We start from the raw sequence: 14,488 nt of genomic DNA, 5'->3' as shown, positions 1-14,488 counted from the left end.
AAGATTTACCCGAAAGACTTCGATAGAAAGCCGATATCTTGCCACTTAGCTGTAAAACCATGTAAGGCTTTAACTAATACTTTGTATTTTATGAAAAGGGTTCAAACTACCCGGAAGATATCTAAACATGCTTCCAACGGGCGTAGTGGAGAAAATACGCTAAGGTTAAAGCTGAAGAATCGAACTGGCGATAAATTTTGCCGCGCTCTTAACATTCTGTTAAAGGATTTTGCGGCTATCACGTGGTAGTATAGCAGCCGCCAAAATTTCGAGAATAATCAAGTGGAAAAACATGTTTGATATCATTACCCGCCGTGACAGCAACGTCAAAAATGATGTGTTGTCAGGCATCACAGTTGCCTTGGCATTAGTGCCTGAAGCAGTAGCCTTTGCTTTTGTTGCCGGTGTAGAACCTATGATTGGGTTATATGCAGCCTTTATGATGGGCCTCATTACCTCTGCAATTGGCGGAAGACCTGGAATGATTTCTGGTGCCACGGGAGCTATGGCTGTCGTTATGGTGGCGCTAGTAGCCGAGCATGGCGTGCAATATTTGTTTGCAGCAGTCGTACTGGCAGGTGTGCTACAAATTATGTGTGGTGTATTTCGTTTGGGCAAATTTATTCGTTTGGTGCCCTACCCGGTGATGCTTGGGTTTGTTAACGGTTTGGCGATTGTTATTTTTCTTGCTCAGCTAGGTCAATTTCAGGTACTTAGTCCAGCTGGAACCGTTGAGTGGATGCAAGGTAGTATGCTGGCATGGATGGTAGGGCTGGTGGCGCTAACTATGGCAATTATTTACGTTTTACCCAAATTCACTACCGCTATCCCTGCTTCATTAGTTGCCATTGTAACGGTTACACTTTTAGTTCACGGCCTGGACCTTGAAGCACGAACAGTAATTGACTTTGTTCGCGACTTACTCCCAGCTGAACAGCGCGATAGCGCGACCCTGGCAGGAGAACTGCCTAGTTTTGCTATTCCTATGGTCCCCCTTACGTGGGAAACATTTATGATTGTGCTCCCCACTTCCGTAATTTTGTGTTTGGTGGGCCTGATTGAATCACTGTTAACACTATCTTTAATAGATGATATGACCGATACGCGGGGACGCGGCAACAAAGAATGTGTTGGGCAGGGCGTAGCGAATACAGTAAATGGTTTCTTCGGTGGTATGGGCGGTTGTGCCATGATTGGCCAAAGCATGATCAATATAAATTCAGGTGGACGCGGCCGACTATCAGGAATTACCGCTGCCTTGGTTTTACTTGGCTTTATTCTGTTTGCTGCACCTTTAATTGAAATGATCCCCCTTGCGGCATTGGTCGGGGTAATGTTCGTTGTGGTTATCGCTACTTTTGAATGGGCCTCTTTCCGAATTATCCGTGGCGTAAACAAGGAAGATGCGTTTGTGCTGTTTTTAGTAACGTTCGTTACTGTCATTGCCGATCTTGCTATTGCCGTGGTAGTGGGGGTTATTGTTTCTGCGCTCGTATTCGCGTGGAAACATGCTCGTCACATTGTGGTAGAAGCCCATATCGATGATGATGGTTGGAAGGTCTACGAGCTAAATGGCCCGCTTTTCTTCGGCTCGGTATCGCACTTTCGTGATCTATTCGATGTGGATGACGACCCAGAACACGTAGTCATCGACTTTAATGAAAGCCGTATCTGGGATTCTTCAGGTATTGACGCCTTGGATAATTTAGCAGATAAATATGAGGCGAAAGGTAAAAAGTTACATATCAGGCATATTAGTTCAGAATGCCGTGGTCTGTTAAATAATGCGGATAAATTTGTTGAGATTAACGTGAAAGAAGATCCTCGATATCGGATTATGTCTGATGAACTAGGTTAGCAGAAAAAAAGGCGCGATAAATCGCGCCTTTTTTCGTAGAGGGTAAACTTATTTTTTAGAGCTTAACCAAACAATTAAATCTACTATGTCGTCGGCTGTCATATCGCGGGTAAATACCGGTCTATATTTGCCATTGATGATAAAAGTCGGAACGCCTTTCAAATATTCTCTATATACATCAACTTGCTGATTGTTCTTCTTTAGCATGCTGTTTACGCCAAAACTATTGGCCAGTTTATCAAACTCTGCTTTATCCACGCCGTTAACAACGAAAATGTTTTTTAAGTCTTTCAAACCTGAAACAGTCGCACGCTGTTTATGAATATAAGCGAAAATCGCTGCGTTAAGTTTCTCTTCTTGCTTTACTGCCTGCGCAATCATCATTGCACGCGTGGCATCATCCTGAATATCTGAGCTCGTGAAACCCATAAAGTTTACGTGTACCTTAGTAAACTTAACATCTTCTGGAAGTTTTTGTTTGATTTGGTCTACCAGAGGCTCAAAGCTGTAACACGCCGGGCACCAGAAAGAGAAAAACTCTTTAATCTCAGGAGAAGCAGTCGCTTCTTCATCAAGTACCACATAATGTTTATCTTCTTGCCACTTCGATTCCTGCGCGCAAGCTTGTAATGGAATCAACAATGCCATAAATATTAATAGTGCAAACTTTTTCATATTGTATTTACTCTTTAGATTGATACAAAAACCGCTAAAGACTATCACAGCGAATTTAACAGGCAAAGCACCGTTCCACTAATTACGTTGTGCTCTGCCATTTATTTTGAAAACGTAGATGGCCTATTCGGCAATGTTATAAGATAGTGTTAAAAGCACACTTAAGGTTTCACCTGCAAAGCCAACTATGTCCTCATAATCTTGATTTAATGCATTTTGTACCCTAACCGACGTTCGCCAGGAGGGGGTTAAATCGTAACCCATGTTAACCGACAATAATGAATATGGCCTTAACGAAACAATGTCAGGGGCAAATAGAGGAGGGTGAAAATAGGCATCGGTTTGGCTACCCGTATAAGTCCACTTTAAATAAGCAGATAATTTGTCGGTTAAAGCGCCGGAAATAGAAAGTCCACCCGAATGGCGAGGCCGGCGAAATTCCACTTTATCTTGAACGTCGGGATCTTCCGTAGCATTCAGGTAGCTGTATGAAGCGCGCCACTTTAGGCCCCCCCAGAACCAGGATAGCTCACTATCCAGACCACTTCTGTTGCTCATTGAAACAGCATTTTCTGCGGTCATGAGACCAGAGGTTGAATCAAATACAAATCCTAATATCTCGTCTTTTAATTCGGCCTCATAAACACTAACCTGTCCGTATAGCGACGATGAAAAATGTGCGCGTAGTCCAAGCTCCCACTCTTGGCTATGTTCAGGCTGCAAGTGTGGATTTCCAATAAAAGTGGCGGGATAATAGCCAAAACGCTCGGTGAAGGTAGGGTTCTTGATAGCTTTACCGAGGCTGATGAAGGCTGTATAGTGCCGATCGATGTGCCAACTGAAGCCACTGCGATAACTCACTGCATTGTCAAACTCACTGTTATCATCAAAACGTGTACCTAAGGTAAAATTAACACTGTTAGTCAATTCAGTTTGAGTTTCAAAAAATGCACTTAACGTTTGGTCATCTTGCCTTTGATTGGGGTCGGAATACGCCACAATTCCCTGTTGGGTATAGAGACGTTGCAAATACTCTGCGCCGACAATAGCGTGAATATTATTCCAGGTAAGAGAATGCGTATTGGTTAGCTGAAAACGCTCAGACATAGCTGAACTAATAAATTCACCGCTTTCCACATTCTCATTTGTATGTTTGGAATACATTCCCATAAGCGTGGTAGCGTAGCTAGCTTTATGAGGCGAGTAGGTAACGCTAACGTTAGCCGATGCTTTTTTTCCTTCTGTAAAATTATCGGCATCAACCGGAAGACCCGTTTGTGCGTAATCCACGCTATCATACTCGGTTCTGAGATCAGTCAATCTAATAGAGGTGTTCGTAGTCCATTCGTTTTTCTGATACTGATAGTGAGCATTTACTATACTTCGTTTATAGCCATCGTCTTCGCTACCCGCACGCGAGATATTGTCGCCATTGCTTTCTACATGTTGCAGCGCAATTGAATACCTAGTGAAGTTTGTTTTATCGGAAACACGTGTCACTACCTGATGGGTGTTTTTATTGCCTACACCGACTGAAACATAAAATGGATCTATATCATTATGCTTTCCAAACGTTGTAATATGTAATACACCCCCTACTGCACCACTTCCCCACGCCGCGGCTTGAGGACCACGCAAGAGCTCAATCTTCTTCACGTCTTTCACACTTATATGCGCTAAATCAATAAGACCGCCCTGACTATCATCATTAAGAACAACCCCGTCGACAACAAGTAGTAAGTGGTTACTTTCACTGCCTCTAACGCGAATTTCGGTTAAAGCCCCCATGGTCCCAGAAGTGGATATAGCGATACCCGGTAAGCCGCGTAAAATGTCAGTTAGCTGAGAGGCGCCGGATTGTTGAATTTCCTCTTCACCTATGACGGTAAGGGAAGTGGGGGCCTCGCGCACGTGAAGTGGGAGTCGACTTCCCTTGATAGTAATGGTTTCAACATCTTCAGCGGCGTGTGATAAATAGGAAATGAACTGCGTGGCGGTAATCAGGCCACCAATGAGCAGAGAAGGCTTATGAGTAAATAAATACATTTTGAGGTTCCAATCCAACGCTCCCACCGAGCGTGACTACTGTTAAGTATCAGCGTATAGCTGACAGCGGAGATTGGGCCGGTATCCGGGCTTACTCGTACTGCGATAGCAATACCATTTTCCTTCCCATCTTTACTCTAAAGAAGTAACTGACAGTGGCTGCTCAGTATTGAGCAGATCAATGAAACCTTGACGCCGGGGGCGCTAAAGTTGAGTTTACCGTTGCGGGGGCAGCGTCAGCTTCTTACTGACTTCCCGTTTAACCTGTCAAAGCAGGCACCAAATCGCACACGAGTATACCTATTTGCGCAGAGACTAAAAAGAGCCCTTATAGAACAAAGTGATACAAGGTAAGCGTAACTCAGTAAGGGGTAAGTTTGAGGGGGGGCTCGTTTAGCGCTGCAAGTTGCTCTTTTAGTGCAAGTACCTGTCCTTCCCAGTACTTTTGCTCAGCAAACCAGGGAAACGCACGTGGAAAGGCTGGATCTTGCCAGCGATTAGATAACCAGGCCATGTAGTGAACCATCCGCATGGCGCGCAACGGTTCAATAAGTTTAAGCTCAGCTGGATTGAATTCGCAAAATTCTTCGTATGCTTCGATAAGGGTTTCTAATTGCAGTTGCTGTTGATAGCGATCGCCACTTAGCATCATCCATAAATCCTGAATGGCAGGGCCCCTTCGACAGTCATCTAAATCCACGAAGGTGGGACCGTCCCGCCATAGTATGTTACCAGCGTGACAATCACCATGCAGACGAATCAAAGTTTCGGTAACATATTGTGTTTTTACCGCGTCAATGACCGGATCAAGAATGGCAAACAAAGCGGTATGTAGATTTTGTGGGACTAACTGGCTCTTAGACAGTACCTTGCGGGGCGTATCTAAATAATCCTCCACAGATATAGTGGGACGGTGTGAAAAATCTTTAGCCCGTGACACCTGGTGAATACGACCAATGAAGCGCCCCATCCACTCAAGCTGGTCGAGGTTGTCAGCTTCGAACTGTCTTCCGCCTACAGACGGAAATACGCTAAAACGAAACTGTTCGTGTTTTAGCAGGGTTTTTCCGTCGAAGGTTAAGGGGGCGACAACGGGGATATCATCATTAGCAAGTTCATAAGCAAAAGTATGCTCTTCCTGAATAGCCTGATCACTCCACCGTTGTGGACGGTAAAATTTAGTTACCAGGCGGCGCCCATCATCATCTTGAAACTGATACACACGGTTCTCGTAGCTGTTTAGGGCTAATAATCCGGTACGGGGAAAAATTCCAATACCTTCCATTGCGTTAAGGATGGTGTCAGGGTCAAGGCCGCTGAAGTCAAAATCTGCCATGAATAGGGCCTATCGGTACAAAAATTTAGTGGGTTCCAGCACTGACACAGACTCACCTTCTTCAGTCTCGGTTGAAACTTTAAAGTGAATTTCAGTAACTGGCTCAAGTAAGTTGTAAGCATCTGTCGCGATTGATACAGGTATACTAAACACTTCGCCTCCTTTGACGCTAACACGTTGGTCGCCGGTGAAGCGGTAGTCGGGCAGGCCCTCGACCTCTATCTGATATTGTCTGTGCTGTTGAGACTTATTCAGTATTTTAAGTGTATACACGTTTTCGATCAGACCATCATTGGTCTCCCGATATAGGGAGTTTCGATCACGTCTAATATCCACTTCAAGGGATGAACGAAGCAAAAAGTTCGTTATTAAAATACCAATCATTACCAATAGAACAAATGCATATCCAACTAGTTTGGGGCGTAATACTTTGGTTGTTCCGCCCTGTAATTGTGCTTCTGAGGAAAAACGAATTAAGCCTTTAGGATAGTTCATTTTCTCCATTACACCGTTACACGCATCGATGCACGCTCCGCAGTTGATGCATTCATATTGCAGCCCATTTCGGATATCTATACCCGTAGGACATACTTGCACACATAAATTGCAATCAATGCAATCACCCAGGCCTTTGCTAGGTAATTCACTGTACGGAATTTTTCGAGGTCGAGGACCTCTTCGCTCACCGCGCGCTACGTCATAGGCTACGGTAAGAGTATCTTTGTCGAACATAACCGATTGAAAACGCGCATAAGGGCAAATGTGCGTACACATGATTTCTCTCATCCAACCAGCATTACCATATGTACAGGCGGCAAAGAAAATTACCCAGAGGGTGGTCCAGACACCAGTATTGAAAGTGAAAAATTCTAAAAATAACGTGTTAATTGGGGTGAAGTAGCCGACAAACGTTAACGCTGTTAGCAGCGCCACGGTTAGCCAAGCGAGATGTTTTACTGACTTACGGACAAATTTGTCTGCATCCATGGGACGTTGATCCAGCTTTATTCGCTGGTTACGGGTACCTTCGGTTTTTTCTTCAAGCCAGATGAAGATATAGGTCCAGGTAGTTTGTGGGCACATAAAACCACACCAGACTCTCCCAGCAAACGTCGTCACAAAGAAAAGCGCAAAGGCTGCAACAATAAATAGGTAAGCAAGTAAGGTTAAATCCTGCGGCCATAGCGTCAGCGAAAACAAATTAAAACGTTGTTCAGCCAAATCAAATAATACTGCTTGTTGACCTTCGTAAGTAATCCAGGGCAGTACGGCGAATAAACCAAGAAAAATAAATCCAAAATAACGTCGGAATGTTTCCAGGGGGCCGGATACAGATCTAACATAAATACGGTTGTTGGACGAATAGCGAATAGCTTCATTAGATGAGTCAGGCTGGTGAACCTTCACCGGGGTAACATCTTTTACCGGAATTCTTTCGCTCATTCAAACGCCCTCGACGAACTGGAAAATGCCCCGAGAGTATACCAGCTGATAACATTGAGGGGAAAATTGAATCGTAAGAAAAAAGCCGTCTTTTTATTTGCTTCAATAAGCATCTAATTTGTAATGCTTTATTTGAATAATAGCTCTTTACGAAAGTGAGCATGATATTAAAGCTAATATTTACGTATGAATAGCATGATTTAATAACTGTATTAAAGCGCCTATCCTCAGTATCGGAAAAATCTTTTGGAAACATGTTGGAGGCTTTAATATGTTTCGCGCTTTAGTTGTTTTGCTAGAAATTGCGCTGTTGGTAACAGTGCTACAGACCCCATTTGCGCAGTACTTATTCAAAGATGTACAAAACACTGTCACCCAGTGGTTTATAACGGTGTCTGAAATTCCAGAGAAAAGACAGTTATCAGTTATTCGCGAGGATGCCAATAAAAAGATGGGGTCACTACGTCCTTTCCAGCAGAATTATTTAAATGAGGTTACCGCAAGTCGTTCTTCTGTCAGCTATTTTCACCACCAATACTGTAAGGGGAAAGAGATAAATCCGTACATAAATGGGCAAAATTTAAGTCAGTTCTGTTCGGTCATTCAACAATCTACGCTTTTAGATGTGCACTCCTAATTAAACATTCAGGTTTTATTCATCTGTGAAATCTATACTATAAGGTAGAGACCAATCTCACTATCAGGGGCCTGAATATGCGTAATCTTCTTTTGAGATCCATTCCAGTAATTGCCATACTGGGAATTTCGCCGGTTTATGCTGCAGAACTAAATGTTAACTGGGTTGCCCCTGAGGATTTCACAGATGTTAAGCCAGTTAATGAGAATCTAAACCGCTTTAGAGAGCGCACATCAACGGCGCTCGAAGATTTTCTGACGCAGCTAGCTTCAGAACTGCCCCCCCAACAAAAATTGGCGGTAACCGTAACTGATTTAGATTTAGCCGGAGAAGTATGGCCGGCAAGTTTTGTTGGATTTGGCAATACTGGAGCCGATGTCAGGTTAGTTAAACGGGTATACATTCCTCGTATGACGTTCAGTTATTCCCTTATAGATGAAACAGGCGCATTAGTGAAAGAAGCCGAGGTCAAACTCAAAGACATGAGTTTTATGGACGGCGTCTCGTCGATAATAAAAGACAAACCCCTAGGTTACGAAAAACATATGCTAAAGGAGTGGTTTAACAACGAATTTAAGCCAGAACTTTCGGCTAGTCTGTAAACTCCTTTTTACAAAATCAACCGTCGAATGTCAGATTTTTTAACACTGGCATTGGACAGCTATATAGCTTTCCCCCTTAATTTCTGATTGCTTACTTAATCTACGCCGTAATATTGATGTCAGGATATTTTACAACGCGTTGAATTTGCCTTGCTTTTGGCCGTGTATTTCTCCTTTTTATAGCTCGTTTTCTGCAAAAATCTATTGTTGTATATCATTTGACCTAAGATAAAAAAACTGTCACAAAGTACAGGTACCTTTGTACATCCTCTACACTCACCCATCAGCAGAATTGGGAAAACAGGTTAATTACAATGAAAATTAAATATCCTGCATTGCTATTGGCAATGGCAAGCGCGCCAACACTCGCAACCGATATCTTCATAAATGAGCTCCATTACGATAACCTCGACACCGATACAGGTGAATTTATCGAAGTGGTTGCACCCGAGAACACTGACCTAAGTAACTACTCACTTGTACTCTACAATGGTTCAAATGGGCTTACTTACAATACCACCACCCTAGGGCCGGTCGCGAACCTCGGCAATGGCTACGGTAGCTATTCGGTAACTTATCCCACTAACGGCATTCAAAACGGTTCCCCCGATGGGATTGCTTTGGTGGACGGCACTGGCAGGGTAATTCAGTTTTTAAGTTATGAAGGCGAGTTTACGGCTAACGACGGGCCTGCTGCTGGGTTAGCCAGTGAAAATATTGGGGTGGCGCAAGAATCGTCTACCGCCGTAGGTAGCTCACTTCAGCTTAGTGGAGGAGGGAAAGTTTATGCTGACTTCACTTGGCAAATTACAGACAGTAACACACAAGATGCCACGAATACTGACCAGACCTTCTTAACGGATTCGGTACCATTTATTAATGAGCTTCATTACGACAATGCTGGTAGTGATGTGGATGAGTTTGTTGAAATTGCCGCGCGCGCTGGGACCGACTTAAGTGGTTATAGCCTTGAATTTTACAACGGTAACGGCGGGAGCCTTTATGCAACGGAACCGTTAACAGGCGTTATCACCGACCAACAAGGTGGAATGGGAACCATTGCCTTCGAGAAAAGCGGTATACAAAATGGCAGTCCTGATGGGGTGGCGCTTATTTCGCCCGAAGGTGAGATAGTGCAGTTTTTAAGTTATGAAGGCCAGTTTACGGCTTCAGACGGGACAGCTGCAGGTATTGAAAGTACCGATATTCTGGTATCAGAAGCATACAGCTCCCCTGTAGGTTATTCGCTTCAATTAGGGGGGCAGGGAACCAGTTATGCGGAATTTACCTGGCAAACCAGCAACGCGTCCACAGCCAATGCGGTGAACGTAAACCAGATTTTTGGTAATGGAAATGACGGTGGTGATGGTGGAGCAGGCGGCAATGACGCTGATTTTAGTGCTCTTTTTATCAATGAGTTTCATTACGACAATGTAAACACTGATGTTGGCGAGATGATCGAAATAGCTGGCCCGGCGGGTACCGATCTTTCGACTATCACAATAGTGCTATACAACGGCAATAACAACGCGCCTTATCAGACGCTTAGCTTGTCAGGAAGCATTCCTGAACAACAAAATGGTTTCGGTACTGTGGTGGTTACTCACCCAGGTATACAAAATGGCGCCCCTGATGGCATTGCGCTTGTTGCTGGTGAAGACGTTATTGAGTTCATCAGTTATGAGGGCACAATGACGGCAGAATCGGGCCCCGCAGCGGGGATGACTAGCGAAGACGTGATAGTGAGTGAGTCTAGTAGCACTCCTGTTGGTTTTTCATTACAACGTACTGGCCAAGGTAATAAGCGCTGCTCATTTACTAGGCAAGAACCTGCGGCGGAAAGTGCTGGCTTAATTAATAATGGTCAAATCTTTTCAGCCATCGACGAAACAGAGTGTGGTGGCAACGACAATGGGGGGGATACCCCCGTCGAATTAGGACAGTGTGGTACGCCTGCAACATTGATAAGTGCTATTCAAGGTAATGGATTGGCTACCACAATGCCAAATAGCGACGTGGTTGCAGAAGCAGTGATAACGGTGCGTGCTCCTAACATGAGCGGCTTTTTTATTCAGGAAGAAAGTACTGATGACGATAATAATGCAGCTACATCAGAAGGCATTTTTGTCCATGCGCCCACATTAGTTGATAGCGTCAGTGAAGGTGAGGTTATTCGCCTAGCAGCAACCGCTGAAGAGTTTTACGATAAAACGCAGTTAACCAATGTAATCGCTCATACAATTTGTGGTGATGCCGCTATTATGCCCACACACGTTAGCTTACCGAAGGCATCTGCCACTAGCTTTGAAGCGTTTGAAGGAATGTTAGTCACTTCTGAGCAGGAATGGATTATCTCCAGCAATTATAATTACAACCGTTTTGGTGAGTTAGTGGCTTCCCCAGAGCGTCTATATAATCCAACACAAAATCATTTACCCGGCAGCGAGGCCGCCATCGCCCAAGCAAATGCTAACCAGCTAAACCAAATTTTAGTTGATGATTTGGCCAACGGCTCAAATGCTGACCTGTATTTGCCCGCTGGTGGATTCGGTCCAACTAACCCGGTTCGAGCTGGACAAACAATTACACGGGTAACGGGGATAGTTGACCATGACTTTGGTGCTTATCGTATTCGGGTTTCGCAAAATCCTGACTTGATTGACACCAATCCACGCGAAGCTAATCCGGTAATTGCAGAAGGGAACCTTAAGCTGGCTAGCTTTAACGTATTGAACCTGTTTAATGGTGATGGTGAAGGTTCAGGTTTCCCTACTTCTCGTGGTGCCGACTCAATCAGTGAATATCAGCGTCAGTTGAGTAAAATTGTTAATGCAATTGTTCGTATTGATGCCGACATTGTAGGCTTAATGGAAATCGAAAATGACGGTTTTGGTCCTAACAGTGCCATTGCTCAGTTAGTGGATGCACTCAACGCTGATTACGGTGCAAGCGTGTATGACTTTGTTGATTTAGGCGGCCCTGTGGGTACCGACCAGATTACCGTAGGGATTATCTATAAGCCGGCTGAAGTTGAACCAGTCGAAGCCGCGAAGGTGCTCACACAAGCCAATAGCCCAACCGATGAAAACGGCGTGTTATTTGATACATCGCGCAATCGTCCTTCAGTGGCACAGTTGTTCAAACACACCGAAAGTGGTCAGGAATTTGTGGTAGATGTGAACCACTTCAAGTCTAAAGGCTCACGCTGTGGAGCAGGTGATGACGATAATGCAACGGGCCAGGGCAACTGTAACCTGACACGTACTCGTGCTGCTCAAGGCGTCAGTATGTGGCTAGCAGAAGAGTTCCCACATACTCCAGTGATGTTAATGGGTGATCTAAATAGCTATGGAATGGAAGATCCTATTCGCTTCCTTGCAGATTCCGGTTACGTTGATGCGGCTCGCTTGATCATTGGTGATACAGCGTATAGCTACACATTCTTTGGTGAAGCTGGTACGTTAGATTATCTTATGGCTAACAACGAAGCGCAGGCATGGCTACTTGATGCTACTGAGTGGCACATCAATACTGACGAATCTGTAGCGTTTGATTACAATGAAGAGAGGAAACCGGTTGATTGGCTAAATACGCTGGTTTATCGCGCGTCAGACCATGATCCAGTAATCGCCACGTTCAGTTTGCCTGAAGCAGTAATGACAGGCGATTTTGATATGGATGGTGATGTTGATTTCGATGACTTGCGCAAATTAGTGCTTGCAGTTGTCTTCCGCCGGAATGTTCAACCTGAATACGACTTGAATATGGACGGAAAACTCGATCTTAGAGACATCAACTTGCTACGTAGTCTCTGCACACTGAGACGTTGCCGCAGACCATAAAAAATGGGGCATACGCCCCATATCTGTTGTTTAATATACCCTGCTCTTAAGCAGGGTTTTTTTATTTATAGATAGTCAAACTCGCTACCAGCAACGGCTAAAATCGCATCTGCTCCAGCTTTAAATGCGATACGGTGTGCATCGCGCCGGGGTAATATGCGAGCTTCATAGAAAGCACACGTTTTACGTTTCGACTCAGCCATTACTTTATTATCCGTACGATTAGCCGAATCAGCTATGCTATACCATAATACGCCTAGTAGTGAATACGCTGAGAACGCCAGATAATCACATGCGGCGGCAGCAACATCCTTTGCGTCCATTCCCAAGCAGTCCGCTGAACTTGCTCGCCAGTCATCAAGCAATGCCTGCGCTCTTGATTGGTGCTCACCGTCGTGTATATCGTTCACCAGCTCTGCGAATGCAGAGTAGGTTGATTGCAGCATTTTGCCGCCATCACGGGTAAGTTTGCGCCCGATCAAATCCAGCGCCTGTATACCATTTGTGCCTTCATATAACATTGCAATCCGCACATCACGCATCAATTGTTCCATACCCCACTCACGGATATAGCCGTGGCCGCCCAGTACCTGAATACCCAGACTCGAAACTTCAAGACCCATATCGGTCATAAATGCCTTACAGATAGGGGTTAGAAACTGTAATACGTCTGCTGCTTGCTGATCTTCATGATTAGCTCGTTCTCTGTCCATATACTTTGCGTAGAATAAAGACAGTGCTCGACAACCTTCTGTCAACGACTTTTGGGTTAACAACATGCGCGCCACATCGGGCTGGAAAATTATCGGGTCGGCTTTTTCATTGGGTTGCTGAATCCCCTGTGGAGCTCGAGACTGAAGGCGTTCACGCGCGTACGCCAACGCGCCTTGATATGAAGCTTCGGCAGCCCCCAATCCCTGAAGGCCTACCTGAAAGCGAGCATCGTTCATCATTGTAAACATACAAGCTAAACCCTGATGTGGTTCGCCCACCAAAAAGCCCTTTGCGCCGTCGTAGTTCATTACACACGTCGGGCTGGCTTTGATACCCATCTTATGCTCAATACTCCCCACTGAAAGTGAGTTGGCGGTTGCTGGGTTACCGTGATCATCCAATAGAAATTTAGGTACGAGGAATAAACTTATCCCTTTTACACCCTTAGGTGCATCAGGCAAACGGGCAAGCACCATATGAATAACGTTATCTGTCCAGTCGTGATCGCCGCCGGTGATAAAAATCTTATTACCCGTTATGGAGTAGGAGCCATCGTCTTGGGGTTCTGCTTTGGTGTTAAGTAGAGCTAAGTCAGTTCCTGCATGGGGTTCGGTAAGGTTCATGGTGCCGGTCCATTCTCCGGTTACCAGCTTGGCTAAGTATTGCTGCTGAAGTTCTTCTGACGCATGTTTACACATTGCAAGCACAGTACTTTCAGTGAGCATGGTGGTTAACCGCCAACTCAGGTTAGCTGAATTAAGCATTTCATGCACGGGTACTGCGATAGTATAAGGCAGTGCCTGCCCTTCAAATTCTTCTGGGCCTAACATGGCATTCCACCCGTTGGCTACATATTCCTTATAAGCTGAGGCAAAGCCTTGAGGGGTCGTGACCATGCCGTCTTTTAGCTTACACCCTTCCTCATCGCCGGGGCGATTAAGCGGAGCGACGACATCAGTGGCAAATTTAGCGCCTTGGGCGACAATTTCGTTGGCAAGCTCAAAATCAAAATCCGACAAACCGGTTTCCTGATAATGCTTGTCTAATTTCAGCCAGTCTCGCAAAAGAAACTGGAAGTCAGCGAGGGGGGCATGATATGAAGGCATGGAAAACTCCTATTTTCAAACGACCGTTTAAATTTTTCGTATTATAGCCATAAATCGTTACTCAGGAGTATAGGAGAGCGAAAAAATTGTGCAGAGTAATAGTGCTTCCACTCATTGAAATCGCCCGACAGGTTACGGTAAAACGGATAAAAATAGCGATAAGTGTAAACTGTAAGCGCTCTTACTAACGTAAAATGTTGAGCCTTCGCTATTTTCACTCATTTAATCT

Annotated in this window: 9 protein-coding genes and 1 riboswitch; of the genes, 4 read left to right on the top strand and 5 right to left on the bottom strand. The window is 44.7% G+C overall.

The window, feature by feature from the left end; genetic code table 11:
- Positions 1-292: 292 nt before the first annotated feature.
- Positions 293-1,858: a SulP family inorganic anion transporter gene (locus OPS28_RS01695; RefSeq protein ID WP_265607688.1), complete on the top strand. Its 1,566-nt coding sequence runs from the start codon at positions 293-295 to the stop codon at positions 1,856-1,858.
- A gap of 48 nt (positions 1,859-1,906) precedes the next feature.
- On the opposite strand, the gene OPS28_RS01690 is transcribed toward OPS28_RS01695, so the two are convergent.
- The 4 genes from OPS28_RS01690 to ccoG all read right to left on the bottom strand — a co-directional run bounded on the left by OPS28_RS01690 (position 1,907) and on the right by ccoG (position 7,358).
- Positions 1,907-2,533: a thiol:disulfide interchange protein DsbA/DsbL gene (locus OPS28_RS01690; RefSeq protein ID WP_265607687.1), complete on the bottom strand. Its 627-nt coding sequence runs from the start codon at positions 2,531-2,533 to the stop codon at positions 1,907-1,909.
- Between the two features lie 123 nt (positions 2,534-2,656).
- Positions 2,657-4,579, bottom strand: a complete 1,923-nt coding sequence (locus OPS28_RS01685) for a TonB-dependent receptor plug domain-containing protein (RefSeq protein WP_265607686.1) — start codon at positions 4,577-4,579, stop codon at positions 2,657-2,659.
- Between the two features lie 59 nt (positions 4,580-4,638).
- Positions 4,639-4,878: riboswitch (cobalamin riboswitch) on the bottom strand.
- 62 nt (positions 4,879-4,940) lie between these two features.
- Complete coding sequence (locus OPS28_RS01680) at positions 4,941-5,915, bottom strand: serine/threonine protein kinase (RefSeq protein WP_265607685.1); 975 nt, start codon at positions 5,913-5,915, stop codon at positions 4,941-4,943.
- 9 nt (positions 5,916-5,924) lie between these two features.
- On the bottom strand, positions 5,925-7,358 hold the full coding sequence (ccoG, locus tag OPS28_RS01675; RefSeq protein WP_265607684.1) for a cytochrome c oxidase accessory protein CcoG: 1,434 nt from the start codon (positions 7,356-7,358) through the stop codon (positions 5,925-5,927).
- A gap of 271 nt (positions 7,359-7,629) precedes the next feature.
- Between ccoG and OPS28_RS01670 the strand changes: the two genes are divergently transcribed.
- The 3 genes from OPS28_RS01670 to OPS28_RS01660 all read left to right on the top strand — a co-directional run bounded on the left by OPS28_RS01670 (position 7,630) and on the right by OPS28_RS01660 (position 12,439).
- The gene (locus OPS28_RS01670; RefSeq protein WP_265607683.1) at positions 7,630-7,995 is read left to right on the top strand and encodes a hypothetical protein; all 366 of its coding nucleotides are present in this window, start codon (positions 7,630-7,632) and stop codon (positions 7,993-7,995) included.
- A gap of 77 nt (positions 7,996-8,072) precedes the next feature.
- A complete protein-coding gene (locus OPS28_RS01665) occupies positions 8,073-8,597 on the top strand; it encodes a DUF3016 domain-containing protein (RefSeq protein WP_265607682.1) in 525 nt (174 codons plus the stop codon).
- 314 nt (positions 8,598-8,911) lie between these two features.
- Positions 8,912-12,439 carry an ExeM/NucH family extracellular endonuclease gene (locus tag OPS28_RS01660; protein WP_265607681.1) on the top strand — a complete coding sequence of 1,176 codons (3,528 nt, stop codon included), beginning with the start codon at positions 8,912-8,914 and terminating at the stop codon, positions 12,437-12,439.
- Between the two features lie 65 nt (positions 12,440-12,504).
- Here the strand turns inward: OPS28_RS01660 and OPS28_RS01655 are convergent, their stop codons facing one another.
- A complete protein-coding gene (locus OPS28_RS01655; protein WP_265607680.1) occupies positions 12,505-14,259 on the bottom strand; it encodes an acyl-CoA dehydrogenase family protein in 1,755 nt (584 codons plus the stop codon).
- Positions 14,260-14,488: the final 229 nt, after the last annotated feature.

It is taken from the genome of Alteromonas sp. ASW11-130 (assembly GCF_026183735.1).
Classification (GTDB): domain Bacteria; phylum Pseudomonadota; class Gammaproteobacteria; order Enterobacterales; family Alteromonadaceae; genus Alteromonas.
Note: the sequence above shows the minus strand (reverse complement) of the source record. Positions and strands in the feature narration are given on the sequence as shown.

Coding starts and splice junctions, on each gene's coding strand:
- OPS28_RS01695 (WP_265607688.1), top strand. CDS start 293: ATGTTTGATATCATTACCCGCCGTGACAGCAACGTCAAAAATGATGTG.
- OPS28_RS01690 (WP_265607687.1), bottom strand. CDS start 2,533: ATGAAAAAGTTTGCACTATTAATATTTATGGCATTGTTGATTCCATTA.
- OPS28_RS01685 (WP_265607686.1), bottom strand. CDS start 4,579: ATGTATTTATTTACTCATAAGCCTTCTCTGCTCATTGGTGGCCTGATT.
- OPS28_RS01680 (WP_265607685.1), bottom strand. CDS start 5,915: ATGGCAGATTTTGACTTCAGCGGCCTTGACCCTGACACCATCCTTAAC.
- ccoG (WP_265607684.1), bottom strand. CDS start 7,358: ATGAGCGAAAGAATTCCGGTAAAAGATGTTACCCCGGTGAAGGTTCAC.
- OPS28_RS01670 (WP_265607683.1), top strand. CDS start 7,630: ATGTTTCGCGCTTTAGTTGTTTTGCTAGAAATTGCGCTGTTGGTAACA.
- OPS28_RS01665 (WP_265607682.1), top strand. CDS start 8,073: ATGCGTAATCTTCTTTTGAGATCCATTCCAGTAATTGCCATACTGGGA.
- OPS28_RS01660 (WP_265607681.1), top strand. CDS start 8,912: ATGAAAATTAAATATCCTGCATTGCTATTGGCAATGGCAAGCGCGCCA.
- OPS28_RS01655 (WP_265607680.1), bottom strand. CDS start 14,259: ATGCCTTCATATCATGCCCCCCTCGCTGACTTCCAGTTTCTTTTGCGA.